Origin of the sequence: Paludibacillus litoralis, from assembly GCF_037646705.1 — a bacterium.
Classification (GTDB): domain Bacteria; phylum Pseudomonadota; class Alphaproteobacteria; order Rhodobacterales; family Rhodobacteraceae; genus Pikeienuella; species Pikeienuella litoralis.
Genome location: NZ_JBBHER010000002.1, coordinates 352,961 through 378,799, shown reverse-complemented (window position 1 = coordinate 378,799; position 25,839 = coordinate 352,961). Strand labels below are relative to the sequence as shown.

Sequence of the window (25,839 nt, the reverse complement as noted above, 5' to 3'; positions counted from 1 at the left end):
GCCCTTTCAATTGCAGCGGGATTACCCAATCCGCACGAGCTACGCAATAAAATTACGCAGATCGCCCCGCATCGAGGGGCCGAGGCGCGTCTTGGCCCCGGCGCGCCGTGCGTTTAGAGAGAAGCGCCACACCTGGATGAAACCTGGCCCGGCCCGATCCGGGCCGAGCTCAGCGAGGATGAGATCATGCCCGAACCGCGCGCCACGAAACTCCTGATCATCGGCTCCGGCCCCGCCGGCTACACCGCCGCGATCTACGCCGCGCGCGCGATGCTGGAGCCGGTCCTGGTGCAGGGGATTCAGCCCGGCGGACAGCTGACCATCACCACCGAGGTCGAGAATTACCCCGGCTTCGCGGAGATTCAGGGGCCCGAGCTGATGGCGAAGATGGAGGAGCACGCCCGCGGCGTCGGGACGGAGATCATCTCCGACATCATCGTCTCGCTCGACCTCTCGAAGCGGCCCTTCATCGCCACCGGCGATTCCGGCGCGGTCTACGCGGCCGAAGCGGTGATCCTCGCGACCGGCGCGGAGGCGAAATGGCTCGGCCTGCCGTCGGAGGAGAAATTCAAGGGATTCGGCGTCTCCGCCTGCGCCACCTGCGACGGGTTCTTCTATCGCGGCCGCGACGTGGTGGTGATCGGCGGCGGCAACACCGCGGTCGAGGAGGCGCTGTTTCTCACCCGCTTCGCGGACAAGGTGACGCTGATCCACCGCCGCGACAGCCTGCGCGCGGAAAAGATCCTCGAGCATCGCCTGCTGAACAATCCCAAGATCGAGGTGATCTGGAACACGACCCTCGAGGAGGTCGTCGGCGCCGAGAACCCGCTCAGCGTCGAGGCGGCCCGGGTGCGGAACGTTCTGACCGGCGAGGTGAGCGAGATCGCCTGCGCCGGCGTCTTCATCGCCATCGGCCACGCGCCGGCGTCCGACCTCGTCTCCGGCCAGCTCGAGACGCATATGGGCGGCTACATCGTCACCCGGCCCGATTCGACCGCGACCTCGATCCCCGGCGTGTTCGCCGCCGGCGACGTCACCGATCATGTCTACCGGCAGGCGGTCACCTCCGCCGGCATGGGCTGCATGGCGGCGCTGGAGGCGGAGCGCTTTCTCGCGGAAGCCGGGTAGCCCGCCCCGGCCGGCGCGAACTCCCGTCGCGGCGGACCGAGTCGCGCCGCCGGCCCCCAGAAATTTTTACTTGTAAAACGGCGCGTTGGCGCCGACGAGTATTTTGCGCCCATTAGGTTCCCGCACATTTTATTGACCCGGCGATCCGCTGAATAATATTGAAAAACATATGGAATGTGTCAACTTCTCGTAAACATACACGAATCTCTCAATACTCGGAGATTTTCTTATGTTGACATGTATAAATGCATGATCTCATCAAATCGGGGAGAAATTGACATGACTATGTACAGTAAAAATATCGCCATTACCGCCATTCTGACGCTTGGATTGGCCGCGCCCGCAAGCGCCGCCTCCTATTTCGTCCAGCATTCGATCAGCGCCAACGGCCCCGTGGCCAACGGATCCGAGGTCGACGGCGCGACGCGCCAGAGCGGCGGCCATGTCGACGGCGCCGGCGCCATCGCCGTGGACGCGAACCTCGCGAACGGCTCCTTGAGCGGAACGCTCTCGAGCAGCGGGGAGCGCGCGATCCGCGGCATGAGCGCCAGATTCGGCGACCGGGTGACCATCAGCGGCGGCGCGGGAACGAATGTGGATTTCAACTTCAAGGTCGACGGCGGAATCGACATGACGGCCGATTCCCTCGGCGCCATTCCGATCCTGCTGTCGGGAAGCTTCCGCTACGCGATCTTCGATCCCTCGGCGGGCGCGAACATCGGAAACTGGACCGCGATGAGCTTTCCCCTTTTCAGCGGGACGGATCGGAGCCTCGGCAAGGACATCGTGAGCTTCGGCTACAGGACGGACGCCCTTCCGGTCTCGGATCTCTTTGACGAGCTGCTTTCCGTCACGCTGCCGGTGCTGTCCGACGATCAGAGCTTCGACATCTTCGGCAGCCTGAACGCGACCCTGCTTTCGGGCGACAACGAGATCAACCTCGATCTGACCCTGACCGGCATGGCGAGCCTCGGCCTCGCGAGCGGGGTGACGATCAGCTCCGCCTCCGGCGCGTTCCTGACCGAAGGGCCGAACGCCGCGCCGCAATCGGTCGCGGCGGTGCCGCTCCCGGCCAGCGCGCCGCTGCTGCTCGGCGCTCTCGGCCTGCTCGGCTGGCGGAAGGCGAAAGCCGCGCGCGCCGCGGCCTAGAGGTCCAGCGTCCCCTGCCCGGGCTTCGGCTTCGGCGCGGCGCTCGCCTTTCGCGCCGGCTTCGCGGCGCCGGCCACCACGGCGCCGACGTCGCCATCGGCGAGCTGAATCCGAAGCGCGTCCCCCGGGGAGGCCGCCTTCGCGGACATCAACACCCCGTCCGGGCCGTGGACGATGGCGTAGCCGCGCGCCAGAACCGCCTCGGGACCGAGGCTCGCCAACAGGCGCGCCGCCTTCTCAAGCCGCGCGCGCGCGGCGTCGAGGGCGGCGCGCCCATGCAGGGCCAGGCGCCGCGCCGCGGCCTGATGCGGGCGGCGCCCTTCGCTCGAAAGCCGCCAGGCGAGCTGCGCGGGCTGCGCCGCGAGGCGCCGCGCCGGCCCCGCCAGGCTTTCCGCCGCGCGCGCGGCCCGGCGCTCGAGAGCCGGGCGGAGCCGCCGGGCGTGATCGCCCAGCCGCTCCCGGCGGCGCGTGATTCTCTCCACGAGGAGCGCGGGCCCGAACCGGCCCGCCGGCCCCGACGCGAGCGCGATCCGCTTCTGATCGGCGGCCCGGCCGAGCGCCAGCGGCAGCCGCTCCCCCGCTCCGTCCAGCCGCTGGCGGCGCTCCGCGACGATCGCATCCGCCTGCGGCAGCGCCCGCGCCAGATCCCGGAGCCGCCGGCGGCGCTCTTCGATCAACCGGGCGAGCGCGCGCGCGCGCCGCTCCTCCAGCCCGGCCAGCGCGGCGAGCAGCTCCCCCCGCACCGGAACCGCCATCTCGGCCGCCGCGGTCGGCGTCGGCGCGCGGCGGTCCGCGGCGAGGTCGATCAGCGTCGTGTCGGTCTCATGGCCGACCGCCGAAATCAGCGGAATCGCGCTGTCCGCCGCCGCGCGGGCGACGATCTCCTCGTTGAACCCCCAGAGATCCTCGACCGAGCCGCCGCCCCGCGCCACGATCAGCACATCGGGGCGCGGCAGCCGCCCGTCATCCGCCGCGTCCCCGCCCAGCGCGTTGAAGCCCCGAATCGCCGCCGCGACCTCCGCCGCGCAGGTCTTGCCCTGAACCGCGACCGGCCAGACCAGCACATCCGCCGGAAACCGCTCCGCCAATCGGTGCAGGATATCGCGGATCACCGCGCCCGAGGGCGAGGTCACCACCCCGATCACCCTTGGAAGATAGGGCGGCGGGCGTTTCCGCTCCGCCGCGAAGAGCCCTTCCGCCGCCAGCGCGGCCTTCCGCTTCTCCAGCATCGCCATCAGCGCGCCCACCCCCGCGGGCGCGAGGCTCTCCACGATCAGCTGATAGCGGGACTGGCCGGGATAGGTGGTGAGCCGCCCGGTGGCGACCATCTCCAGCCCCTCCTCCGGCGCCGCCTCCAGCCGCGCGGCGACGCCCTTCCAGCAGATCGCCGCCAACACGGCGCGGTCGTCCTTCAGGTCGAAATAGAGATGCCCGGAGCGCGGCCGGGAGACGCGGCCGATCTCGCCCCGCACCCGCACATGGCCGAACGCGCCCTCGATCGCGCGCTTCACCGCGCCCGAAAGCTCGGAGACGGTGAATTCGGGCGCGTTGCCGGGCGGGTCGTCGTCGATCAGGTCCATCGCGTCTCTCTAGCAAAGCGCGCCTTGCCGGTCACGCGCCCGTTCGCTAAACGGGCCGCGACAGAGCGGAGCGACGATGGACATCCTCATTCTTGGCGGCGGCGGGCGCGAACATGCGCTGGCCTGGGCGATCCGGCGGAGCCCCGATTGCGGGCGGCTCATCGTCGCGCCCGGCAACGCCGGGATCGCCCAGATCGCCGAATGCGCCCCCCTCGCCATCGAGGACCCCGCGTCGGTGGTCGCCTTCGCCCGGGCCGAGCGCGTCGACTTCGTGGTGATCGGCCCGGAGGCCCCGCTCGTCGCCGGCGTCTCCGACGCGCTCCGCGAGGCCGGGATCCTCACCTTCGGCCCGTCGCGCGCCGCGGCGATGCTGGAGGCGTCCAAGGCCTTCACCAAGGAGATTTGCGCCGCGGTCGGCGCGCCCACCGCGGCCTATGGCCGGTTCACCGATCTCGCCGCGGCGAAGGCCTATGTCCGGGAGAAAGGCGCGCCGATCGTCGTGAAGGCCGACGGGCTCGCCGCCGGCAAGGGCGTCACCGTCGCCGCGACGCTGGACGAGGCGGAGGCCGCGCTCGACGATCTTTTCAAGGGCGCGTTCGGCGCCGCCGGCGCCGAGGTGGTGATCGAGGAGCTGCTGACCGGCGAAGAGGCGAGCTTCTTCGTCCTCTCCGACGGCGCGGAGGCGCTCGCCTTCGGCACGGCGCAGGATCACAAGCGCGCCTTCGACGGCGATTCCGGGCCGAACACCGGCGGCATGGGCGCCTATTCCCCCGCGCCGGTGATGACGCCTGCGGTCGAGCGCCGGGCGATGGAGGAGATCATCCGCCCCTGCCTCCGGGAGATGGCGCGCCGGGGCGCTCCGTTTCAGGGCGTGCTCTTCGCCGGCCTGATGATCGAGGACGGCGCGCCGAAGCTGGTCGAGTTCAACGTCCGATTCGGGGATCCGGAGGCGCAGGCGCTCATGCCGCGGCTCGGCGCCGGCCTCCTGCCCGCGCTTCTGGCCGCGGCGCGGGGCGGGCTCGGCGCGGCGCCGGCCCCCGATTGGCGGCCCGAATCCGCGCTCGCCGTGGTTCTGGCTGCGAAAGGCTATCCGGGCTCCTATATGAAGGGCGAAGCGATCGGCGGGCTCGCCGACGCCGCGGCAGTCCCGATGGTGGAGATCTTCCACGCCGGGACCGCGCTGGAGGGCGACGCGATGGTCTCGAATGGCGGGCGGGTGCTTTCCGTCGCCGCGCTTGGCGAGGATCTGGCGGCGGCGCGCGCGCGCGCCTACGCCGCCGTCGCCCGGATCGACTGGCCCGGCGGCTTTCACCGGGCCGATATCGGCTGGCGCGCCCTCCCTCCGGACGAGTAACCGGCCGCCTGCGCCGACCCGGCGCCGCCGACCGTCTCTTCGCAGTCGCACATTTTCTCTCGCCAAACCGGCGTGGAGTCCCTAGACCGCGCGCACAAGAAACAGGAGCCCAGTCGTGGACCTCAGGAATATCGCCATCATCGCCCATGTCGATCATGGCAAGACCACGCTCGTCGATGAGATGCTGAAACAGTCGGGCGCCGTCCGCGCCAATCAGGCGATGGACGAGCGGGCGATGGACAACACCGATATCGAGCGCGAGCGCGGCATCACCATTCTCGCCAAGTGCACCTCCGTCGAATGGAAGGGCTCGCGCATCAACATCGTGGACACGCCCGGCCACGCCGATTTCGGCGGCGAGGTGGAGCGGATCCTCTCGATGGTGGACGGCGTCGTCCTTCTCGTCGACGCCGCCGAAGGGCCGATGCCGCAGACCAAGTTCGTCACCTCCAAGGCGCTCGCGCTCGGGCTTCGGCCCATCGTCTGCCTCAACAAGGTCGACAAGCAGGAGGCCGAGCCCGACCGCGCGCTCGACGAGGTGTTCGATCTCTTCGTCGCGCTCGACGCCAGCGACGAGCAGCTCGATTTCCCCGTGCTCTACGCCTCGGGCCGCTCCGGCTGGGCCGATCTCGCGCTCGACGGGCCGCGCGACAGCCTCGCGCCGATGTTCGAGACGGTGATGAAGCACGTTCCCTCTCCGGCGCAGGTCGGCCGCACGGGCGAGCCCTTCACCATGCTCGCCACCACGCTGGAGGCCGACCCCTTTCTCGGCCGGCTTCTGACCGGGCGGATCGAGACCGGCGCGGTCAGCCCCGGCGACACGCTCCACGCGATCACCCATGACGGCGCGCAGGCCGAGCGCTTCCGCGTCTCCAAGGTGCTCGGCTTTCGCGGGCTGAAGCGGACCCCGGTGGAGCGGGCGGAGGCCGGCGACATCGTCGCGCTCTCCGGCATGGCGAAGGCCACCGTCTCCGACACGCTGGCCGCGCCCGAGATCACCGCGCCGCTCCCCGCGCGGCCGATCGACCCGCCGACGATCTCGATCACCTTCGGCGTCAACGACAGCCCGCTCGCCGGCAAGGACGGCGCCAAGGTGCAGTCGCGGGTGATCCGCGACCGACTGATGCGCGAGGCGGAAGGGAACGTGGCGCTCCGCGTCGCGGTCACGCCCGAGGGCGACGCCTACGAGGTCTCCGGCCGCGGCGAATTGCAGATGGGCGTCCTGATCGAGACGATGCGCCGCGAAGGGTTCGAGCTTTCGGTCTCGCGCCCGCGCGTGCTCTTTCGCGAGGAGAACGGCCAGCGTCTGGAGCCGATCGAGGAGGTCACGGTCGACGTCGACGAGGAATACGCCGGCGCCGTGGTCGAGAAGCTCACCATGCGCAAGGGCGAGATCCGCGAGATGCGCCCCGGCGGCGGCGGCAAGACCCGGATCATCGCGCTCGCGCCGTCGCGCGGGCTGATCGGCTATCACGGCGAATTCCTGACCGACACCCGCGGCGCCGGGGTGATGGCGCGGATCTTCCACTCATGGGCGCCGCATCGCGGCCCGATCCAGGGGCGGCGCAGCGGCGTCCTGATCTCGATCGAGCAGGGGCAGTCCGTCGCGTTCGCGCTGTTCAACCTTGAGGGGCGCGGGCGCCTCTTCATCGGCCCCGGCGAGGCGGTGTATCAGGGCATGATCATCGGCGAGAACGCGCGCCCCGGCGACCTCGCGGTCAACCCGCTGAAGGGGAAAAAGCTGACCAACATGCGCGCATCGGGCAAGGATGAGGCGGTCGTTCTGACCACGCCGCTGCGCATGAGCCTGGAGCAGGCGATCTCCTATATCAGCGATGACGAGTTGCTCGAGGTGACGCCGAGCCACCTTCGGTTGCGAAAGCGGTTGCTCGATCCGCACGAGCGCAAGCGTGAGTTGCGAAATGCGAAGGAGTAAGTCCTTTACGTTGCAAATTGCTTCGCGTTTTGCAATTTATGCAAATATTGCGTGACATTTGCCAAATCTGATTTCCGCCCATCGCCCGGGCGGGAAAATCGGATCGAAAATTTCCCGCGCACTTACAACCCATTAGGGTACGCCACCCATCATAGACTCGGATTTGGAGAGCGCCGCCGACGGTTTGGCACACGGATTGCATGACAACCAGCAGGAGTGATCAGTGTGGGAGATCGAAATGAAACATCCTGTCGACGTTCATGTGGGAATGCGCGCGCGTCAGAGGCGCTGGATGGTGGGGATGACCCAGCAGCAGCTGGGTGAGAAGGTGGGGATCAAGTTTCAACAGATCCAGAAATACGAAACCGGCATGAACCGCATCAGCGCGAGCCGGCTCTGGGATATCGCCAGCGCGCTGGACGTGCCCATCTCCTATTTCTTCGACGGGATTGAGGAAGCCGAAGACGCGGGCGTTCAGCCCGGCGCGCGGCAGAAGGGCGATCTGCTCGCCGACAAGGAGGCCCTTGAGCTGGTTCGCAGCTATTACTCCATCCCGGAAGCGCAACGACGTCGTCTGTTCGATCTGGCCCGGGTTCTGTCCAACGCGGCCTGAGACGTATGTGTGTCTGTGTGTGCCCGACCGGCCGCTTGACTGGCCGGCGCGCTTCAACGAAAGGTCCGGCGGAATGCTCCGCCGGACCTTCTAATTCATGACGCCCAATTCATGACGCCCAACTCATGACGACCGCCGAAATCGAGAGCTTGCTGGACACGGCGCACGCGCTGGCCGACGCCGCGCGCGCGCCGATCCTCTCTCGTTTCCGGTCGACGGATCTCGTCGCGGACAACAAGCGGACCGAAGGGTTCGATCCGGTCACGGCGGCGGACCGGGAGGCGGAGGCCGCGATGCGCGCCGTCCTCGCCGCGCGCCGGCCAGACGACGCGATCCTCGGCGAGGAGGCCGGAGAGACGGCGGGAACCAGCGGCCTCACCTGGGTTCTCGACCCGATCGACGGCACCCGCTCCTTTCTCTGCGGCGCGCCGGTCTTCGGCGTGCTGATCGCCGTGCATGACGGCGCGCGCCCGATCATCGGCCTCATCGACCAGCCCTATACCGGCGAGCGGTTCGTCGGCGTGAAAAGCGCGGGGCTGGCGGAGATGACCCGCGGCGCGGCGCGCCGCCCGCTCAAGGTCCGGCGCGGCCGGCCGCTCGACCAGGCGATCCTGCTCTCGACATTTCCGCAGATCGGAACCCCGACCGAGCGCGCGGGGTTCGAGGCCGTCAGCGCGCGCGCGCGGCTGACCCGCTTCGGGCTGGATTGCTACGCCTACGCGCTGCTCGCGCTCGGCCAGATCGATCTGGTGATCGAGGCCGGGCTCCACGCCTATGACATCCAGGCGCCGCTGGCCGTGATCGAGGCGGCGGGCGGCGTCGTCACCGACTGGCGCGGCGGCCCGGCGGACCGGGGCGGCCAGGTGATCGCCGCCGGAGACCCGGCGCTTCACCGGGAGACGCTCGCCCTGCTCGCGCCCTTCGCGCGCTGAGCCCCGCCCCGCCTTCAGGCCGCCCCGCCTTCAGACCCCCGAATCAGCCAGGAACGCGTCGATCTCCTCCCAGACCCTGTCGCGGATCGCCGGCGTCTCGAACAGCGTCTCGTGGCGCCCGCCGGGAAGCTCGACCAGCCGGCAGGACCGGGCCTTCGCCGCGAACGCCCGGATCGCCTCCGCCGAGACCACCGCCTCCTCGCCGCCAAGAAGCGCCAGCATCGGGACGGCCGGCGCCGGCGCGGCCCTGAGCGCGGTCGTCTCCTCCAGCGCCTCCGCCAGCCAGCCGAAGGTCGGCGCGCCGAGCGCGAATCCCGGCTCCGCCTCCAGATGCTTGCGGAACCAGCCGTAATGATCCGCGTCCCCCGTCAGCACATTGCCGGGGAAGGCCTGACGCTCGACATAGGGGCGCGCCCCCTTCGTCACGGCGGCGAAGGAGGTCTCGAAGCCGAACCGGCGCGAAAGCGCGATCAGCGCCTCCAGGGCGCCATGCGCCAGCGGCGACAGCGCCAGCCCGAGCATCGGCGCCGAGAGAATCGTCGCCGCCGGCTCGAGCCGCTCCTCGAGGAGCGCGCGCACGCCGACGCATCCCCCCATCGAATGGCAGATCAGCACCCGCTCCCCCTTCAGCCCGGCGACCTCGGGCGCGGCGAGAAAGGCGCCCACGTCGCGCTGATAGGCGGCGAAACTGGCGACATGGCCCTTCATCCGGTTCGCCAGCGGCCGGTCGGAAAGCCCCTGCCCCCGCCAGTCCAGCGCCGCGACCGAAAACCCCCGCTCGGTCAACGCCGTGACGACCCGGCCGTATTTCTCGATATATTCGGTCCGCCCGGTGAAGATCAGCGCCACGCCGCGCTCTCCGCCGCCCCAGACGGCGGCGCGAATCCGCCGGATTCCGGAAGCGATCCAGAAGGCCCGGCCATGCTCGGGCGCCTCCGCCAGTTCGGTGTAGAGCGGGGCGGGTTCGGCCAGACGGCTCTCAACAGGATCGGCCATGGCGTTCCATCTCATCGATTCCGGCGGCGCGGACATGCGCTCCCTTGCCTTGGCCGGCGGGCGCCCCCATCATGCTGAACATGGACCGCGTTGCAATCCGCTTCATCGCCGCCGGCCTGGCCCTCGGGGCGCTGCTCCCGATGGCGTCCGCCGCGCAATCGGCGGGGGGCGGCGCCGGGGCGGACCTCGCCGCCGCGCCCGCGATCGAGACCCGCGCGGAGAAGCTGGACCGGCTCTTCGGCGAACTCGCCACGGCGGAGCCGGACGAGGCCGCGAAGATCGCCGAGGAGATCAGGGGCGTCTGGGCGCGCTCCGGGTCGGACAGCATGGACCTCCTGCTGAAGCGCGCGCGAAGCGACATGAGGCTCCGCCGGTATGACCGCGCGCGCGCCCATCTCTCCGCGCTCACCCGCCTCGCGCCCGATTTCGCCGAGGGCTGGAACGCGGCCGCCACGCTCGCCTATCTTCAGGAGGATTTCGCCCGCGCGATGGCGGATATCGAGCGCGCGGTCGCGCTGGAGCCGCGCCATTTCTCCGCTCTGGCCGGGCTCGCGATGGTTCTCGAAAGGGTTGGCCGGCCGGCCGCCGCGCTGAAGGCGTGGCGCGAGATCGAACGGCTCCACCCGACGCTCGACAAGGCGAACGAAGCGATTGAACGTCTCTCCCCCGAAGTCGACGGCCACGCGCTCTGACGCCGCCCCGCAGATCGGCGCTGAAGGAGCCGCATTCTTCATGACCGCCCCGCCGGCCGCAGGCCGTGACGACACCGTCGAGGCCGTTCTCGGCCCCACCAACACCGGCAAGACCCACTACGCGGTCGAGCGGATGCTCATGCACGCCTCCGGCGTGATCGGCTTTCCGCTTCGCCTTCTCGCGCGCGAGATCTACGACCGCGTGGCCCAGCGGCGCGGGCGGGCCTCGGTCGCGCTGCTGACGGGGGAGGAGAAGATCACCCCGCCGACCGCGCAGTTCTATATCTGCACGGTGGAGGCGATGCCGCTGGACTGGGGCGCCGACTTCATCGCGGTGGACGAGATTCAACTTTGCGCCGACCCGGACCGCGGCCATGTCTTCACCGACCGGCTGCTCCGCGCCCGCGGCCGAAGGGAGACGCTCTTTCTCGGCGCGGAGACCATGCGCGGCCCGATCTCGGCGCTGTTGCCGGGCGCGCGGATCACCACGCGGCCGCGGCTCTCGACGCTGTCCTACACCGGCCCGAAGAAGATCAGCCGCCTGCCGGCGCGCTCCGCCATCGTCGCCTTCTCCACCGATCAGGTCTACTCGATCGCGGAGCTGATCCGCCGGCGCAAGGGCGGCGCGGCCATCGTCATGGGCGCGCTCAGCCCGCGCACCCGCAACGCGCAGGTCGCGATGTTCCAGAACGGCGATGTGGAGCACCTCGTCGCCACCGACGCCATCGGCATGGGGCTCAATCTCGATCTCGCCCATGTCGCCTTCGCCGGGCTGACCAAGTTCGACGGCCGCCACGCCCGCCGCCTCACCCCGGCCGAGATCGCCCAGATCGCCGGGCGCGCCGGGCGCCACACCGCCGACGGCACCTTCGGCGTCACCGGCGACGCCGCGCCGCTCGACGACGCGACGGCGCTGGCCGTGACCGAGCACCGGTTCCGGCCGGTCGCCACCCTCGAATGGCGCAACGCCGCGCTGGAGTTCGGCACGGTTCCCGCGCTGATCGCGGCGCTGGAGGCGCCCGCCCCGATTCCCGGCCTCCGCCGCGCGCGCGAGGCGGACGACCTGATCGCGCTCCGCACCCTCTGGGCGGATCCCGAGACCCGCGACATCACCCGCGGCGGCGGCGCCGTCCGCCGCTTGTGGGATTGCTGCCAGCTTCCGGACTTCCGCAAGGTCGCGCCCGCCGAACATGCGGCGCTGATCGGGCGGATTTACAGGTTTCTCCGCTCCAAAGACGGCGCTATACCTTCAGACTGGATCGCGGCCGAGATTGCGCGGCTGGACCGGACCGAGGGCGGCATCGACGCGCTCTCCCGCCGGCTTGCGCATATGCGGACATGGTCCTACGTCGCGAATCGCGGCGGATGGATGGCCGAGCCCGGGGAATGGCGCGGGCGCGCCCGCGAGGTGGAGGACAGGCTCTCGGACGCGCTTCATCTCGCGCTGACGCGGGAGTTCGTCGATCGGCGCACATCGGTTCTGATGCGCCGGTTGAAACAGAAGGAGGGCCTCTTGGCCGAAGTGACTGAAACCGGCGATGTGACCGCCGAAGGCGAACATCTGGGGCGGATCGACGGATTTCGCTTCATCGCGGATCCGGGCGCCGACGCCGAGGAGCGGAAGCGGCTCCGCGCCGCCTCGCTCGGCGCGCTGCAGGGCTGGTTCGCGCATCGGGTCGACAAGCTCTACAACGCGCCCGACACCGAGATCGACGTCACCGAGCAAGGCGGGCTGATGTGGGGCGAGGTCGCCGTCGGCCGGCTGGAGCCGGGCGCCGACGCGCTGTCGCCTTCGGTCCGCGCCTTCGCCGACGAGACGCTGGACCCCGCGCTCGTCCAGAAGATCGAGCGGCGCCTCTCCCATTGGGTGGACCGGCGCATCGCGCTGCTGTTCGCGCCGCTGGTGGCGCTTCGCGACGACGAATCGCTGAAGGGCATGGCGCGCGGCGTCGCCTTCCAGCTGGTCGAGGGGCTCGGCGTGCTGGAGCGCCGCCCGATCGCCGAGGACGTGAAAGCGCTCGACCAGGACGCGCGCACCCTCCTCCGGAAGCACGGCGTGCGCTTCGGCCAGCATTCCGTCTTCATGCCGCTGCTCCTGAAGCCGGCGCCGACGCGGCTTCGCCTCGTGCTCTGGGGGCTCAAGGAGAAGCTGGAGGAGATCCCCCCCGCGCCGCCGCCCGGTCTGGTGACGATTCCCGCCTCCGACGACGCGCCGGAGGGATTCTACATCCGCTCCGGCTACCGGTGCGCCGGCGCGCGCGCGATTCGCATCGACATGCTGGAGCGGCTCGCCGACATGCTGCGCGAGCGCGACGCCCGCGCCGGGTTCGAGGCGACGGCGGACATGCTCTCGATCACCGGGCTCACGCTGGAGCAGTTCGCCGACCTGATGAGCGGCCTCGGCTTCATCGTCGAGAAGGGCGAGCGGGCCAAGCCGCCGAAAACGGCCCCGGCCGACGCCGCCGCCTCGGCCGACATCCCGCCCCCTCCCGCGCCGGAAGCCCCGCCCGCCGCCGCCGAGCCGGCCGAAGCCGCCGCGCCCCAGTCCCAGCCCCAGCCCGGAGCGGAGGCGGAGGCGACGCCGCCTGACGCCGCCGAGCCGGCCCCCGCCGAGCCGGAGCAGGCGCGCGCCGAACCCGAACCCGAACCCGCGGAGGCGGAGCCGGCGGAGGCCGCGAAGAGCGCCGCGCCCGCCGCCGACGCCCCGGCGCCGGAGATGGAGGTCTTCTACGTGTTCACGACCGCGCGCCGGCCGCCGCGCGGCGCCAAGCGCCAGGAGGCTCAGCCCCGGCGCCCGCAGAAGAAGCGCGGCAAGCCCAATTCCGGCGGCGACCGGGCCGACGCCCCCAAGGAGAAGGCCGGAGCGGCGGCGGGCGGACGAAAGCCTCGCCCGGAGCGGGCCCCGGACCCGGACAGCCCGTTCGCCATTCTGAAAACGCTGAAACGCTGACCTTTGGCCGAGGCGACGCCGGGCCTGAGGGTCGACAAATGGCTCTGGCATGCGCGATTCTTCAAGACGCGCGGCCTCGCCGCGAAAATGGCGGAGAAAGGCTTCCGTCTGAACGGCGAAAGGTCGCAGAAGGCGCATGCGCTGGTGCGGCCGGGCGATGTTCTGACCTTTCGGCAGGCCCGCGCCGTGCGTGTGATCAGGGTGCGCGCGCTTGGGGTTAGGCGCGGCCCCGCGCCCGAGGCCGCGCTGCTTTACGAGGATCTGGACCCGCCCGCCGCCGCGCCGCGCGAATGAGGCCGCGCTTGCTCCGCCTTGCGCGCAAGATTACATGGCCGGCGGGGCGTCCATACGGGTTGAATACGGGAAGACGCGAATGACCTATATCGTCGACGACAACTGCATAAAGTGCAAATACACCGACTGCGTCGAGGTATGCCCCGTCGATTGCTTCTACGAGGGCGAGAACATGCTCGTCATCCATCCCGACGAATGCATCGATTGCGGCGTCTGCGAACCGGAATGCCCGGCGGAAGCCATCAAGCCCGACACCGAACCGGGCCTCGAGCACTGGCTGGAGGTCAACGCCAAGTTCGCCGAGGTCTGGCCGAACATCACCCTGAAGAAGGAGCCGATGGAGGACGCCGAGAAATTCGACGGCGAATCAGGCAAGTTCGAAAAGTATTTCTCCGAGAAGCCGGGGTCCGGCGACTGACCGCGCCGCGCCCCGCGCGGGCCGAAAGACCTATATAAGCCTTGGAAAGGCCGATTTTTTCGCACCCGCGGCCACGCTGCGCGGGAGAGTGGCGAGGGGTCGGATTTTCTGCTATACAATCTGCGTATTCGCGTCGCCTGACGCCATGCGCCGGACTTTAGGCTTAGCCGGCGGGGGAGACGCGCTCTCGCACCCAGCCACCTTCACCGCCCGCGGCGGGTCGGGAGGGTGGTTCGTTGTCGCGCGCCGCAGCGCAGCGACTCTGATACAGAGGACTGGAAAGAACACCAATGACATCCCCCCTGAAGACCAAAGGCGACTTTCGCGCGAATGATTTCGTGGTCTATCCGGCGCATGGCGTCGGACGGATCATCTCGATCGAGGAGCAGCAGATCGGAGGGGTCGGCCTCGAACTTTTCGTCATCTCCTTCGAGAAGGAGAAGATGACGCTCCGGGTGCCGACCGCGAAGGCGAATTCGGTCGGGATGCGCAACCTCTCCAGCCCGGAACTGATCGGCAAGGCGCTCGAGACGCTGCAGGGCCGCGCCCGCGTCAAGCGCGCGATGTGGTCCCGCCGGGCGCAGGAATACGAGCAGAAGATCAATTCCGGCGATCTGATCTCGATCGCGGAGGTGGTCCGCGACCTGCACCGCGGCGAGGATCAGCCCGAGCAGTCCTATTCCGAGCGCCAGCTCTACGAGGCGGCGCTGGAGCGGCTGACCCGCGAGGTCGCGGCGGTGGAGCGGCTCGACGAAGTGAAGGCCGCGCGCCGCGTCGACGAGGCGCTGGAGAAGAAAGCCGCCTGAGCGCGCCAAGCGCCGAAAGAACGCCAGAAAGAAGGAGCGCCCCGCCGCCGCGGGGCGCTCTTTTCGTCTTCAACCGGCGCGCCATGCACGCGCTGAGTGGCGGATCGCTTTCAAATCGGGAAGCGAAGCCTCGTGCAAGGCGCGTTTTTGCAACGAGCAGCCACGACTCATTCAAGTGCCGCGGAAGAATGTTGAGTCTTTAGAATCACTTAGTGGATATTGACTAACTATCTGATTATGCTACTAATTTACTATGGACACGACATACAATCTAAATGGCGGCTTCAAACCGACAACCAAGCGTTTTGCTGACTTGGACGGGCCGGATTTCTTTCCAACACCCGCTTGGGCGACATACGCCCTAATCGATAACGAGAGTTTTCGCGGTGATATTTGGGAAAGCGCTTGCGGCAACGGCGCGATGTCGAATGTTCTCGCCGAGACGGGTCAGACGGTTCGTAGCTCCGATCTCTACGACAGGGGATTCGGCGAATCTGGCGTAGATTTCATCAATGCGGAGAGTCGGGCCGATAACATCGTGACGAACCCACCATACAACGCCGCCGAAGGTTTCGTCAGGTCTGGATTAGCCGCAGCGCACCGCAAGTTTGCGCTTTTGCTCCGCCTCGCTTTCTTGGAAGGAGCAAACCGCCAGCGCTCAATTTATTCGACCACTCCACCGTCACGTGTATGGGTTTTCAGCGAGAGAATTACTTTCTACCCTGCAGGCGCAACTGTCAAAGGTAGTGGAACCACAGCGTACGCTTGGTTTGTCTGGGATAAGGATGCATCAGGCAGCGAACTGAAGTGGCTCAAGCCAGGATACAAGGCTAAATACTCCTAGGTAGAGACCTGCTTCGCTCCGATAGCGGTGAGCTTATACCCAATCTTAGGAACGTGCACCAACCACCCTTCGTATATCGCGTTACCCTCCACTTTATCGTGTGACTTAATATTGCGAACTATTTGATACCACATTGGCTCGCCATTTCGTGTGATAGAAGGCGATAAATCCGATACAGAAAGCTTAATCTCGTTCGGAATTTCTGCATAGAGTTGCTTGAACGTCGCTATACCTTGCGGGTGCCTGGCTGCAACCCGCATAACAGCAATCGTCATATTATACTCTGTTGTTCCAGACATATGTGCTTCCCCCATACATCTGAGAACCCTGTCACCATTTTTTCTGCGCGGCAACAACTTCATACTGACCGATACTGAGGTTTTTTCTCGGAAGAAAACTTCCAAGGACCATCGCCGCGCGATGTCGCGCCGCACGGTGAACGAATTTTCAGAATGGTCCCGAAGCCGCCATCAGCCGACGCCAGCGCCGCCGCACCCGGCCCGCGCCGCTCACCCCAAAGCGCCCGTCACTCCGTCCGCGCCACGCCGGATTTCACCCGGCGGAGCGGGATCGAGGATTCGATCGAGGCGACGCCGCGCACCCGCGTCAGGCGGCCGACCAGGAACCGCTCGAACTCGCGCATGTCCCGCGTCGCGACCCGCATCAGGTAATCCCGGTCGCCGGTCATCAGCCAGCAATCCACCACCTCCGGGAAGCCGGAGACCGCCGCCTCGAACGCCGCGAGCGCGTCGTCCACCTGCCGGTCCAGCTTCACCGAGACGAAGACCGAGACCCCGAAGCCCAGCGCGTTCTCGTCGATCAGCGCGCAATAGCCGGTGATCACCCCGTCCTTCTCCAGCCGGCGGACGCGCCGCGCCACCGGCGTCGGACTGAGGCCGACCGCGGCGCTGAGATCCAGAATCGACATGCGCCCGTCGCTCCGCAACGCCTGCACGATCTTCCTGTCGAATGCATCCAGCCTGACCGGATCCGCCATGATACGCCGCCGTCTTGGTGAAATTCGCTGAAATCTCCGCCGCCGCCGCGCGAAAAGCAAGGACTCTCCCCGCCGTTCGGCTAGAATACCCGCGCGTATTCCTCCGCTGAAGGCTCCCGCATGACCCGCTCGCATCTCAAGACCGCCGAACAGCGCATCCTCTGGCTCTCGCACTGGATGATCCATCACGCCAACCACATCCGCCCCAAGGTGGACGGGATCAAGGTGGGCGGGCATCAGGCCTCCTCCGCCTCGATGGTCTCGATCATGACCGCGCTCTATTTCTCCGTGCTGCGGCCGGAAGACCGGGTGGCGGTGAAGCCGCACGCCTCCCCGATCTTTCATGCGATGCAATATCTGATGGGCGCCCAGACCCGCGAGAAGCTGGAGGCGTTCCGCGGCTATGGCGGCGCGCAATCCTACCCGAGCCGGACCAAGGACGCCGACGACGTGGATTTCTCCACCGGCTCGGTCGGGCTCGGCGTCGCGATCACCGCCTTCGCCTCGCTGGTTCAGGATTACATCCGCGCGAAATCCTGGGGCGAGGGCGTTCGCCCCGGCCGGATGATCGCGCTGATGGGCGACGCCGAGCTTGACGAGGGCAACATCTACGAATGCCTTCAGGAGGGCTGGAAGAACGACCTCCGGAATTGCTGGTGGATCGTGGACTACAACCGCCAGTCGCTCGACGGGATCGTGCATGAGGGGCTCTGGCGGCGGGCGGAGAAGGTCTTCGACGCCTTCGGCTGGGACATCGTGACCATCAAATACGGCGCCCTCCAGCGCGCCGCCTTCGCCGAGCCGGGGGGCGAGGGGCTCCGCCGCTGGATCGACGCGTGCCCCAATCAGGATTATTCCGCGCTCACCTATATGGGCGGCGCCGTCTGGCGGAAGCGGCTGATGGACGATCTTGGCGATCAGGGCGACGTCTCGGCGCTGATCGAGCGGCGGACGGACGCCGAACTGGCGGAGCTGATGGAGAATCTCGGCGGCAACTGCGTCGAGACCATGGCCAGCGCCTTCGCCGCCGTGGACCATGACCGGCCGACCTGCTTTCTCGCCTACACCATCAAGGGCTGGGGCACGCCGATCGCCGGCCACAAGGACAATCACGGCGGCCTGATGACCTCCGCGCAGATGGAGGAATGGCGGGCCGACATGGGCGTCGCCGAGGGCGAGGAATGGGACCGCTTCGCGACGGTGGAGGATGTGCCGGGCTTCCGGAAATTCCTCTCCGAGGTCCCCTTCTTCGCCGGCGGGTCGCGCCGCCACCATGACGCGGCGATCCCGGTGGAGGCGGTCCCGGCGCCGAAGGACGAGGAGATCTCGACCCAGCTCGCCTTCGGCAAGATCCTCGACAACCTCGCCCGCGGCGACAGCGCGCTGGCGGAGCGGATCGTCACCACCTCGCCCGACGTCACCGGCACCACCAGCCTCGGCCCCTGGGTCAACCGCCGGAAGCTCTTCGCCCGGAAGGCGCGCGCCGACCGGTTCCGCGCCGAAAAGATCCCCTCCACCGCGAAATGGGATTTCGCGCCCGAGGGCCAGCATATCGAGCTCGGCATCGCGGAGATGAACCTCTCGCTGCTGCTCGGCGCGGCCGGCCTCTCGCACTCCCTCTTCGGCAAGCGGCTGATCCCCATCGGCACGCTCTACGACCCGTTCATCAGCCGCAGCCTCGATGCGCTGAACTACGCCTGCTATCAGGACGCCCGCTTCATCATCGTCGGCACCCCGTCCGGGGTCACGCTGGCGCCGGAGGGCGGCGCGCATCAATCGATCGGAACGCCGCTGATCGGCATGAGCCAGGACGGATTGGCCGCCTTCGAGCCCGCCTTCGCGGACGAGCTGGCGGTGATCATGGAATGGGCCTTCTCCTATCTGCAGAAAAGCGGCGAGGGCGAGCCGGACGAGCGCACATGGCTGCGGGACGAGACCGGCGGCTCGGTCTATCTCCGGCTTTCGACCAACCCGGTCGAGCAGCCGGGGATCCGCGTCGACGACGCCTTCCGCCAGGGCGCGATCGACGGCGGCTACTGGCTGCGCAAGCCCGGGCCCAACGCCGAGGTCGTCATCGCCTATCAGGGCGTCGTCGCGCCGGAGGCGATCAAGGCCGCCGGCGCCATCGCCGAGCATCGGCGCGATGTCGGCGTTCTCGCCGTCACCTCTGCGGACCGGCTCAACGCCGGCTGGACCGCGGCGCAGCGCGCGCGCTCCCGCGGGCGGGCGGACGCGCGCAGCCATGTCGAGACCCTGCTTCAGGACCTGCCGCGCGACTGTCACCTCGTCACCATGATCGACGGCCACCCCGCGACGCTCTCCTGGCTCGGCGCGGTCGCGGGGCATCGCACGATCCCGCTCGGCGTCGAGCATTTCGGCCAGACCGGGACCATCGGCGACCTCTACCGCCATTACGGCATCGACGCCGCCGCCGTGGTCGAGAAGATCAGCGGCCTGACCAGCGGCCCGAGACTGGCGGCGCTCCGCGCGTAGGAGCGCCGGCCCGCCGGCCCGTCTCTCTCCCCCGGCGGGCGCGCCGCGCTTTCGCTGCGCAGAGCGCCGATTCCGTGTTAAAGTGGTCGCGCGTCGCCCCGCTCATGGGAGATACGACCATGAAAACGCTTGTTTTCGCCGCCGCCCTCTGCGCCCTCGCCGGCGCCGCGCCGGCTCAGGACAATCAGCCCAGCCCCCAGGATGTCGCGGCCATCGACCAATGCGTCGCCGCCGCCGCCCGGACCGGCTCGGCGGCGCAGACGATCGACGCCTGCGTCGGCCTTCTGTCGGCGAATTGCCCGGACCAGACCACGCTCGGTCTCGTCGAATGCATTCAGCGCGAGCATGGCGCCTGGGACGCCTGGCTGAACGCCTGGTGGAAGCCGATGAAGGCCCGCGCGCAGGCCGCCGGAGACTGGCCGCGCCTGCTCGCGTCGCAGCGGCGCTGGATCAGCGACCGCGATTCGGAATGCCGGCGCGCCTATGAGGCCGGCGAAGACGGCAGCATCCGCTATATCTGGGCCGCGGAATGCCAGCGCGACCTGACGGCCCGAAGAGCGGTGGAGTTCTACTACACGCTCTACAAATAGGGCGCCCGCCCCCTCAGCGCCGGGCGAGCGCGGCGAAGCTCGCCTCCAGCGCCGCCATCACCGGCTCGACATCGTCATGCGAGAGGCAGAGCGGCGGCGTCATGCGCAGGATATTCTTGAAATTGCCGGATTTCGACATGACGAGCCCGTTCTCCCTCGTCCGCTCGAAGACATAGGCGGTCTCGTCGGGCGCCGGCTCCTTGGTCTCGCGGTCCTTGACCAGCTCGATCGCCAGCATGAAGCCGCGCCCGCGCACGTCGCCGATGATCTCGTGCCGCTCCTTCAGCGCGAGAAGCCCCTCGTGGAGCCGCGCGCCGACGGTGCGGGCGTTGTCGATCAGCTTCTCCTCCTCGATCACCCGCAGCACCGCGCGCCCGGCGGCGCAGGCAACCGGATTGGCGCCGTAGGTGTGAAAGAGGAACTTGTCGGCCATCGCGTCGGCGACCTCGCGCTTCGCCACCACCGCGCCGAGCGGGATGCCGTTGCCGATGCCCTTGGCGAGGACCACGATATCCGGAACCACGCCATGCGCATCGAAACACCAGAGCGCGTCTCCGGTCTTGCCGAAGCCCGATTGCACCTCGTCGACGATGCAGAGCCCGCCGGCCGCGCGCACCCGCTCGAACGCGCCCTTCATGTAGCCCTCGGGCATCGGCACGATGCCGCCATAGCCCTGCACCGGCTCGATCAGCATCGCCGCCAGCGCGCCGCTGGTGGTGTAGGCGATCGTGCGGTCGAGATCGTCGAGATAGGGCTGGGTCCCTTCGCCGAAGGCGCCGCGATACTGGTTCGGCTCCGCGGCGAAGGTGATGTTCGACAATTGCGCGATGTTATGGCGGAAATTCCGCACCCCGGTCACGCTCTGCGCGCCATAGGTGGCGCCGTGATAGGAGTTCCGGAGCGAGATCACATCCTGATTGCCGGTGCTGGAGCGCGCCATCATCAGCGCGAGATCGATGGCCTCCGCCCCCGAATTGGTGAAATGCGCCACCCAGTCGCTCCCCGCCGGCATGGTCGCGGCCAGCTCCTCCGCCAGATGTCCGGGCGCCGGATGATAGAACATCGTCGTGCAATGGGTCAGCTCGCCCGCCTGCTCCCTCACCGCCTCGACCACCGCCGGATGCGCGTGACCGACGCTGATGCAGAGATTCATGCCGAGAAGGTCGATCAGCCTGTCGCCATTCTCGTCCCAGAGATACTGGCCCTGGCCGCGCTTCAGGATCAGCGGCGTCTCATAGGGCGTGAACGCGCGCTGCGTCGCCGCGAAATACCGCTCGCGCCGGGCGATGATCTCCTCCCTCCCCCATGAAAGGGCGAGCTTCGATTCGGTGGGGCGCGCTCCGTCCATCATATCCATCGTCCCTTTTCGCTTCGGTTCCGCGACCCTAGACCGGCGGCGCGCTCTCCGGTAAGAGCCAGATATGGATTTTCGTCGGGACAGGCCGCGCCTTCCGGCCCCCCGGCGCTTGACGCTTCTCCGACTCGCGCCTAAAAGGCGCACTCTGTTTTCAGGCGCGCCCATCGGGGCGGCGCTCCCATTCTGACCGCCGAGGAAAACCGATGTCCCGTCGCTGCGAACTCTCAGGCAAGGGTGTGCTGACCGGCAACCGCGTCAGCCATTCCAACATCAAGACGCGCCGGCGCTATCTGCCCAATCTGGGCAAGGTCACGCTGGGGAGCGAGACGCTCGGCCGGGCGTTCCGGTTCCGCATCACCACCTCCGCGCTCCGCACGGTCGATCATCGCGGCGGGCTCGACGCCTATCTCGACAAGGCCCGCGACGAAGATCTCTCGCCGCGCGCGCTGAAGGTGAAGAAGGAAATCGCGAAGGCCCGCGCCTCCGCCTGACGTCCGCCGCCCGGGCGCTTCGCGGCCGCCGCGATGCGGCGCCGCGCCGCTTGTCCGGGGGCTTGTCCGGGTCCGGCCGCGCGGCCATCATCGCACCATGCGGCCTCACCTCCTTCTTCGGCTCTGCCTCGCTCTCCTGATCGGGCTCGCCACCGGCCCGCGCCCCGCGCTCGCGGCGGGCGGGGAGGTGATCTGCGGCCTCGGCCTCGCCACCTATGATTTCGAGCTTGGGGCCCCGCGCCCCGGCGCGCCCGCCCCCGGCCTCGTCGCCTGCGACGACTGCCTCGCCGCCGCGCCGCTGATCCTGGCGGCGCCCGCGCTCCAGCCCGCTCCCCGCATCCGGATCCGCGCCGCGCCCGCGCCGGCGCTCCCGCGCGCCGCGCCGCGCCGCGCCGCGCTCACCGCGCACCATCCCCGCGCGCCCCCTGCGAAAGCCATGTCCTGACCGCGCTCACGATATGCTTTTGCAAGGAAGATCACATGAAAACCCGCCTTCTCGCCGCCGCCTTCGCCGCGGCGCTCCTGCCGCTGTCCGCCGCCGCCGACGCCATCATGGCGGTGGACCCCTTCGCCTTCGCGCCCGCCGCGAGCGCGAAGACCAGCGGCGCCTATGTCAGCCTGAAGAACACCGGGCCGGCCGACACGCTCATCGGCGTCGCCTCCGACGTCGCCGCGCGCACCGAGCTTCACGAAAGCCTGATGCAGGACGGCGTGATGAAGATGCGCGCGGTCGAGTCCGTCGATCTCCCCCATGGCGGCGAGATCGTGATGGCCCCCGGCGGCTATCACATCATGCTGATGGGGCTGAAGCGCCCGCTCCTCCCCGGCGACAGCGTCCCGATCACGCTCACCTTCGGGAGCGGCGCGACGCTGGTGGTGGACACCCCGGTCAAGGCCCGGGACGGCGCGCCCGCCCATTCGGGCCACGGCCATTCGGATCACGGCCATTCGGGCCATGACGCCCCGGATCACGCCGATCACGATCGCCACGATCATGGCCACGGCGCGCCGAAGACCGACGACTGAAGGGCGATCACCCGTCAGACCGGCCCCGCCGCCCGAGCAGGCGGCGGGGCCTTTTTCAACTCAGGCGAACCACCAGCGGCTCGGCGCCCGCGCGCCGTCGCATTCCCAGTTCGCGGCCTGTTCGGGTCCGTGCCGAACCTTGCTCGAACGGGCGTAGACGAAATTGTTGAAGAACGGGATGATCGTGCCGCCGTCGTCGCGCATCAGCATGCACATCTCGCGGTACATCTCGGCGCGCTTCGCGTCGTCGAGCTCGGCCCGCGCGATCGGCAGCAGCTCGTTGAACCGCTCGTTGTCCCAATGGCTCTCGTTCCAGACCGCGCCGGCCTGATAGGCCTGCGTGAAGATCACGTCCGGCGTCGGCCGCGGCCCCCAGGCGGCGGTGGTGAACGGCTGCTTCATCCAGACATCGGCGTAATAGCCGTCATTCGGGGCGCGGACCGGCGTGATGTCGATCCCCGCCTTCTTCGCCTGCTCGGAATAGAGCACGCACATGTCCACCGCGCCCGGAAGAACGTTGTCCGCCGCATGGAGGCTGATCGAGAGCCCCTCGGCCCCCGCCTTCTTCAGCAGGAACTTCGCCTGCTCCGGGTCGTATTCGCGCTGCGGAATGTCCGCGGGGAAATAGGGCTGCCCCGCCGTCAGATGGAAATCATTGCCGATCGTGCCGGCGCCGAAGGCGATCTTCTCGACGATCTCCTCGCGGTCCATCGCCAGCTTCAGCGCCATGCGCACGTCCGGATTGTCGAAGGGCGCCCGGTCGCAGAACATCGGCATGGTGATCGCCGAGCCGGAGGCCACATTGTCGATCTCGATATTCGGCGCGCGCTGCAGCAGCGACAGCGTCTTGACCTCGACCAGCGAAATGCAATCGACGTCGCCGGTCATCAGCGCGGTCTGGCGCGCGTTGGCGTCGTTGAGGATCAGCATCACGACCTTGTCGAAATACGCGCCCTCGCCGTGCCAGCCGTCGAACCGGCTGAGGTCCCAGCGCACGCCGAATTCGCCGTTGTCGATCCTGTAGGGGCCGCTGCCGTCGCCGGAGCGCCACTCGATCGAGCCGTCGGTGTTGGCCGGGCAGATCACGAAATGATAATCCGTCAGCAGCCACGGCAGGTCGGCGTTGCCGCCGGAGAGCTTGATGGTGACGGTGTGCGCGTCATCGGCGACGATCTCGGTGACGGCGCCGAGCAGCTCCTTGGCGGCGGAGGTCGAATCCGCGCCCCGGTGATGGTTGAGCGAGGCGACGACGTCCTCCGCCGTCAGCTTCCTGCCGCTGTGAAAGCTGGCCTTGTCGGTGATCTTGAAGGTCCACTCCGTCGCGTCCGGCGTCGCGCTCCATTCGGTCGCGAGGTCGCCGGCGAGCGTGTTGTCCGAGGCGATCATCGTCAGCGTGCTTCGATGCTGAAACGCGAGAAACGCCTGCTGGCGGGTGGTGTAGGTGGCCGGATCATGGCTGTCGGTCGTGTTGCCGTCATGGATCCCCCACCGGAAGGTCCCGCCCCGCTTCGGTTCGGCGCGCGCATGGGTCGCCCAGAGGCCGCTCGCGGTCGCCGCGGTCACGCCGGCGGCGGTCGCGCTGCCGAGGAAGCCGCGCCGCGAGAGCCTGCCCGCCTTCGCCGCCGCCGCCAGCCGATCCATCATCTCCGAATCGCCACTCATCGTCATTTGACTCCAGTTGTTTCGAGAACGCCTTTCATTTTATCCGGATGACCGCCAGATTTCAACGTCGCGCCCGATGAGGACCATAAATATACGCTCCACTTCATCCTTGACATATAAAATCATAATACTTTCTGTTTATTTCATATTTTGAATCGTCAATTTACCTGTTAACCTATTCGCCAGATAAATATCTTATCACCGATAAAAATTCGGACGCCATTTATCGCCAATAACTCCCGCTCCGCCCCTCGGGAGCCCCGCCTCCGCGCCGTCCATCCGGCCCGATAGCGGCGATATTTTCGCGTCGGAGCGGTTTTCTCGCCCCGCGCGTCTTGGCCTGCCGGCGCCGGTCCGGTCTAATCGGCGCGCGGCGATGGAGGCGGCATGCGGCGGACCTATTACGATTTCTTCGCGGGAGGCGGCATGGCCGGGGTCGGGCTCGGCCCCGGATGGGACTGCCTGTTCGCCAACGAGATCGACCCGAAGAAAGCCGCCAGCTACCGCGCCAATCACGGCGCGGGGGCGCTTCTGGTCAAGGATGTGGCGCTGGTGGCGCCCGAGGAGATTCCGGGGGCGGCGGACCTGATCTGGGCCTCCTTCCCCTGCCAGGACCTCTCCCTCGCCGGCAAGGGCGCCGGCCTCGCCGGCCGGCGGAGCGGCATGTTCCGCCCGTTCTGGCGCCTCGTTCGCCAGCTTCACGCCGAGGGGCGCGGCCCGAGGATGATCGCCCTCGAGAATGTCTGCGGCGCCATCACCAGCAATGGCGGGCGGGATTTCGCGACCCTCGCCGCCGCCTTTTCCGGCCTCGGCTATCGCTTCGGCGCCGTCGTCGTCGACGCGGCGCATTTCCTGCCGCAATCGCGCCCGCGCTTCTTCATGATCGGGGCGCGGGGCGACCAAAGCCTGCCGGCCGGGCTTCAGGGCGCCGCCTCCCCGCTCTGGCATCCGCCCGCGCTTCTCGCCGCGCATCGGCGCCTGTCGCGCGCGGCGGCGGCCCGGTGGGTCTGGTGGCGCCTCCCCGCGCCGCCGCCCCGCAACAGCACGCTCTCCGGCCTGATCGAGGACGCCCCCGAAGGCGTCGCCTGGCACAGCGCCGACGAGACCCGGCGCCTGCTGGAGATGATGACCCCGCATAACCGCGCCAAGGTCGAGGCGGCGAAGCGGTCCGGCGCCCGGCTCGTCGGCGCGGTCTACCGCAGAACCCGGGCCGACGCCGACGGCGTGAAGCGCCAGCGCGCGGAGGTCCGCTTCGACGAGGTCGCCGGCTGCCTCCGGACCCCGGCCGGCGGCTCCAGCCGCCAGACGCTGATGCTGATCGACGGCGCGCGCGTGCGCACCCGCCTCCTCTCGGCGCGGGAGGCCGCGGCGCTGATGGGCCTGCCCGAGAGCTACGCCCTCCCGCCCCGCTACACCGACGCCTACAAGCTGGCGGGAGACGGCGTCGCGGTGCCGGTCGTCCGCTATCTGGCCGAGCGGATCTTCGAGCCGGTCCTGGCCGAAAACCCGCTCAGGCGCGCCGCGTGACCGC

The 25,839-nt window shown here is 68.5% G+C and carries 23 protein-coding genes; 18 read left to right on the top strand and 5 right to left on the bottom strand.

The window, feature by feature from the left end; all coding sequences use genetic code 11:
* Positions 1 to 186 precede the first annotated feature (186 nt).
* Both trxB and WG921_RS02755 read left to right on the top strand, forming a co-directional pair.
* Positions 187 to 1,128 (top strand): thioredoxin-disulfide reductase, encoded by a 942-nt coding sequence (gene trxB / locus WG921_RS02760; protein ID WP_340107673.1) that lies wholly within the window; start codon positions 187 to 189, stop codon positions 1,126 to 1,128.
* 279 nt (positions 1,129 to 1,407) lie between these two features.
* The gene (locus WG921_RS02755; RefSeq protein WP_340107672.1) at positions 1,408 to 2,277 is read left to right on the top strand and encodes a hypothetical protein; all 870 of its coding nucleotides are present in this window, start codon (positions 1,408 to 1,410) and stop codon (positions 2,275 to 2,277) included.
* Here WG921_RS02755 and xseA read toward each other — a convergent pair.
* Positions 2,274 to 3,857 carry an exodeoxyribonuclease VII large subunit gene (gene xseA, locus WG921_RS02750; RefSeq protein ID WP_340107671.1) on the bottom strand — a complete coding sequence of 528 codons (1,584 nt, stop codon included), beginning with the start codon at positions 3,855 to 3,857 and terminating at the stop codon, positions 2,274 to 2,276. The genes WG921_RS02755 and xseA overlap by 4 nt on opposite strands.
* A 76-nt stretch (positions 3,858 to 3,933) precedes the next feature.
* On the opposite strand from xseA, the gene purD reads away from it, so the two are divergent.
* From purD to hisN, 4 genes are all read left to right on the top strand, one after another.
* The gene (purD, locus tag WG921_RS02745) at positions 3,934 to 5,211 is read left to right on the top strand and encodes a phosphoribosylamine--glycine ligase (protein ID WP_340107670.1); all 1,278 of its coding nucleotides are present in this window, start codon (positions 3,934 to 3,936) and stop codon (positions 5,209 to 5,211) included.
* A 115-nt stretch (positions 5,212 to 5,326) separates the two neighbouring features.
* Positions 5,327 to 7,147 (top strand): translational GTPase TypA, encoded by a 1,821-nt coding sequence (gene typA / locus WG921_RS02740; protein ID WP_340107669.1) that lies wholly within the window; start codon positions 5,327 to 5,329, stop codon positions 7,145 to 7,147.
* A gap of 238 nt (positions 7,148 to 7,385) precedes the next feature.
* Positions 7,386 to 7,760 (top strand): helix-turn-helix domain-containing protein, encoded by a 375-nt coding sequence (locus WG921_RS02735; RefSeq protein WP_340107668.1) that lies wholly within the window; start codon positions 7,386 to 7,388, stop codon positions 7,758 to 7,760.
* A gap of 125 nt (positions 7,761 to 7,885) precedes the next feature.
* Positions 7,886 to 8,692, top strand: a complete 807-nt coding sequence (hisN, locus tag WG921_RS02730; RefSeq protein ID WP_340107667.1) for a histidinol-phosphatase — start codon at positions 7,886 to 7,888, stop codon at positions 8,690 to 8,692.
* Between the two features lie 30 nt (positions 8,693 to 8,722).
* On the opposite strand, the gene WG921_RS02725 is transcribed toward hisN, so the two are convergent.
* Positions 8,723 to 9,688, bottom strand: coding sequence for an alpha/beta hydrolase (locus WG921_RS02725; RefSeq protein WP_340107666.1), 966 nt, complete (start codon positions 9,686 to 9,688; stop codon positions 8,723 to 8,725).
* Between the two features lie 71 nt (positions 9,689 to 9,759).
* Between WG921_RS02725 and WG921_RS02720 the strand changes: the two genes are divergently transcribed.
* From WG921_RS02720 to WG921_RS02695, 6 genes are all read left to right on the top strand, one after another.
* Positions 9,760 to 10,380, top strand: coding sequence for a tetratricopeptide repeat protein (locus WG921_RS02720; RefSeq protein ID WP_340107665.1), 621 nt, complete (start codon positions 9,760 to 9,762; stop codon positions 10,378 to 10,380).
* A 40-nt stretch (positions 10,381 to 10,420) separates the two neighbouring features.
* Complete coding sequence (locus WG921_RS02715; protein ID WP_340107664.1) at positions 10,421 to 13,330, top strand: helicase-related protein; 2,910 nt, start codon at positions 10,421 to 10,423, stop codon at positions 13,328 to 13,330.
* A gap of 3 nt (positions 13,331 to 13,333) precedes the next feature.
* Entirely contained in the window at positions 13,334 to 13,624 is a 291-nt protein-coding gene (locus WG921_RS02710) for an RNA-binding S4 domain-containing protein (RefSeq protein WP_340107663.1), read from the top strand.
* Between the two features lie 79 nt (positions 13,625 to 13,703).
* The gene (fdxA, locus tag WG921_RS02705; RefSeq protein WP_340107662.1) at positions 13,704 to 14,042 is read left to right on the top strand and encodes a ferredoxin FdxA; all 339 of its coding nucleotides are present in this window, start codon (positions 13,704 to 13,706) and stop codon (positions 14,040 to 14,042) included.
* Positions 14,043 to 14,332: 290 nt separating this feature from the next.
* Entirely contained in the window at positions 14,333 to 14,848 is a 516-nt protein-coding gene (locus tag WG921_RS02700; protein WP_340107661.1) for a CarD family transcriptional regulator, read from the top strand.
* A 253-nt stretch (positions 14,849 to 15,101) separates the two neighbouring features.
* On the top strand, positions 15,102 to 15,692 hold the full coding sequence (locus tag WG921_RS02695) for a hypothetical protein (RefSeq protein WP_340107660.1): 591 nt from the start codon (positions 15,102 to 15,104) through the stop codon (positions 15,690 to 15,692).
* 526 nt (positions 15,693 to 16,218) lie between these two features.
* Here the strand turns inward: WG921_RS02695 and WG921_RS02690 are convergent.
* Positions 16,219 to 16,689, bottom strand: a complete 471-nt coding sequence (locus WG921_RS02690) for an Lrp/AsnC family transcriptional regulator (protein WP_340107659.1) — start codon at positions 16,687 to 16,689, stop codon at positions 16,219 to 16,221.
* Between the two features lie 120 nt (positions 16,690 to 16,809).
* Here WG921_RS02690 and WG921_RS02685 point away from each other — a divergent pair, with 120 nt between their 5' ends.
* Both WG921_RS02685 and WG921_RS02680 read left to right on the top strand, forming a co-directional pair.
* On the top strand, positions 16,810 to 19,182 hold the full coding sequence (locus WG921_RS02685; protein WP_340107658.1) for a transketolase: 2,373 nt from the start codon (positions 16,810 to 16,812) through the stop codon (positions 19,180 to 19,182).
* A gap of 119 nt (positions 19,183 to 19,301) precedes the next feature.
* Positions 19,302 to 19,772, top strand: coding sequence for a lysozyme inhibitor LprI family protein (locus WG921_RS02680; RefSeq protein ID WP_340107657.1), 471 nt, complete (start codon positions 19,302 to 19,304; stop codon positions 19,770 to 19,772).
* Positions 19,773 to 19,785: 13 nt separating this feature from the next.
* Here the strand turns inward: WG921_RS02680 and WG921_RS02675 are convergent, their stop codons facing one another.
* The gene (locus tag WG921_RS02675) at positions 19,786 to 21,123 is read right to left on the bottom strand and encodes an aspartate aminotransferase family protein (protein ID WP_340107656.1); all 1,338 of its coding nucleotides are present in this window, start codon (positions 21,121 to 21,123) and stop codon (positions 19,786 to 19,788) included.
* A gap of 209 nt (positions 21,124 to 21,332) precedes the next feature.
* Here WG921_RS02675 and rpmB point away from each other — a divergent pair, with 209 nt between their 5' ends.
* The 3 genes from rpmB to WG921_RS02660 all read left to right on the top strand — a co-directional run bounded on the left by rpmB (position 21,333) and on the right by WG921_RS02660 (position 22,646).
* Complete coding sequence (rpmB, locus tag WG921_RS02670) at positions 21,333 to 21,620, top strand: 50S ribosomal protein L28 (RefSeq protein WP_340107655.1); 288 nt, start codon at positions 21,333 to 21,335, stop codon at positions 21,618 to 21,620.
* A gap of 97 nt (positions 21,621 to 21,717) precedes the next feature.
* Complete coding sequence (locus WG921_RS02665; protein WP_340107654.1) at positions 21,718 to 22,065, top strand: hypothetical protein; 348 nt, start codon at positions 21,718 to 21,720, stop codon at positions 22,063 to 22,065.
* A 35-nt stretch (positions 22,066 to 22,100) separates the two neighbouring features.
* A complete protein-coding gene (locus WG921_RS02660; RefSeq protein WP_340107653.1) occupies positions 22,101 to 22,646 on the top strand; it encodes a copper chaperone PCu(A)C in 546 nt (181 codons plus the stop codon).
* 60 nt (positions 22,647 to 22,706) lie between these two features.
* Here WG921_RS02660 and WG921_RS02655 read toward each other — a convergent pair whose 3' ends face one another.
* Positions 22,707 to 24,308 (bottom strand): ABC transporter substrate-binding protein, encoded by a 1,602-nt coding sequence (locus WG921_RS02655; RefSeq protein WP_340107652.1) that lies wholly within the window; start codon positions 24,306 to 24,308, stop codon positions 22,707 to 22,709.
* 387 nt (positions 24,309 to 24,695) lie between these two features.
* Here WG921_RS02655 and WG921_RS02650 point away from each other — a divergent pair, with 387 nt between their 5' ends.
* Positions 24,696 to 25,835: a DNA cytosine methyltransferase gene (locus tag WG921_RS02650; protein ID WP_340107651.1), complete on the top strand. Its 1,140-nt coding sequence runs from the start codon at positions 24,696 to 24,698 to the stop codon at positions 25,833 to 25,835.
* The last annotated feature ends 4 nt before the right edge of the window (positions 25,836 to 25,839 follow it).

Excerpts from the sequence above, each read along its gene's own strand:
- trxB (WP_340107673.1), top strand. The coding sequence starts at position 187 with ATGCCCGAACCGCGCGCCACGAAACTCCTGATCATCGGCTCCGGCCCC.
- rpmB (WP_340107655.1), top strand. The coding sequence starts at position 21,333 with ATGTCCCGTCGCTGCGAACTCTCAGGCAAGGGTGTGCTGACCGGCAAC.
- WG921_RS02675 (WP_340107656.1), bottom strand. The coding sequence starts at position 21,123 with ATGATGGACGGAGCGCGCCCCACCGAATCGAAGCTCGCCCTTTCATGG.
- WG921_RS02715 (WP_340107664.1), top strand. The coding sequence starts at position 10,421 with ATGACCGCCCCGCCGGCCGCAGGCCGTGACGACACCGTCGAGGCCGTT.
- WG921_RS02655 (WP_340107652.1), bottom strand. The coding sequence starts at position 24,308 with ATGAGTGGCGATTCGGAGATGATGGATCGGCTGGCGGCGGCGGCGAAG.
- WG921_RS02735 (WP_340107668.1), top strand. The coding sequence starts at position 7,386 with ATGAAACATCCTGTCGACGTTCATGTGGGAATGCGCGCGCGTCAGAGG.
- WG921_RS02665 (WP_340107654.1), top strand. The coding sequence starts at position 21,718 with ATGCGGCCTCACCTCCTTCTTCGGCTCTGCCTCGCTCTCCTGATCGGG.
- xseA (WP_340107671.1), bottom strand. The coding sequence starts at position 3,857 with ATGGACCTGATCGACGACGACCCGCCCGGCAACGCGCCCGAATTCACC.
- WG921_RS02660 (WP_340107653.1), top strand. The coding sequence starts at position 22,101 with ATGAAAACCCGCCTTCTCGCCGCCGCCTTCGCCGCGGCGCTCCTGCCG.
- WG921_RS02650 (WP_340107651.1), top strand. The coding sequence starts at position 24,696 with ATGCGGCGGACCTATTACGATTTCTTCGCGGGAGGCGGCATGGCCGGG.
- purD (WP_340107670.1), top strand. The coding sequence starts at position 3,934 with ATGGACATCCTCATTCTTGGCGGCGGCGGGCGCGAACATGCGCTGGCC.
- WG921_RS02685 (WP_340107658.1), top strand. The coding sequence starts at position 16,810 with ATGACCCGCTCGCATCTCAAGACCGCCGAACAGCGCATCCTCTGGCTC.
- hisN (WP_340107667.1), top strand. The coding sequence starts at position 7,886 with ATGACGACCGCCGAAATCGAGAGCTTGCTGGACACGGCGCACGCGCTG.
- WG921_RS02690 (WP_340107659.1), bottom strand. The coding sequence starts at position 16,689 with ATGGCGGATCCGGTCAGGCTGGATGCATTCGACAGGAAGATCGTGCAG.
- WG921_RS02725 (WP_340107666.1), bottom strand. The coding sequence starts at position 9,688 with ATGGCCGATCCTGTTGAGAGCCGTCTGGCCGAACCCGCCCCGCTCTAC.
- WG921_RS02700 (WP_340107661.1), top strand. The coding sequence starts at position 14,333 with ATGACATCCCCCCTGAAGACCAAAGGCGACTTTCGCGCGAATGATTTC.
- fdxA (WP_340107662.1), top strand. The coding sequence starts at position 13,704 with ATGACCTATATCGTCGACGACAACTGCATAAAGTGCAAATACACCGAC.
- WG921_RS02680 (WP_340107657.1), top strand. The coding sequence starts at position 19,302 with ATGAAAACGCTTGTTTTCGCCGCCGCCCTCTGCGCCCTCGCCGGCGCC.
- WG921_RS02720 (WP_340107665.1), top strand. The coding sequence starts at position 9,760 with ATGCTGAACATGGACCGCGTTGCAATCCGCTTCATCGCCGCCGGCCTG.
- WG921_RS02755 (WP_340107672.1), top strand. The coding sequence starts at position 1,408 with ATGACTATGTACAGTAAAAATATCGCCATTACCGCCATTCTGACGCTT.
- WG921_RS02695 (WP_340107660.1), top strand. The coding sequence starts at position 15,102 with ATGGACACGACATACAATCTAAATGGCGGCTTCAAACCGACAACCAAG.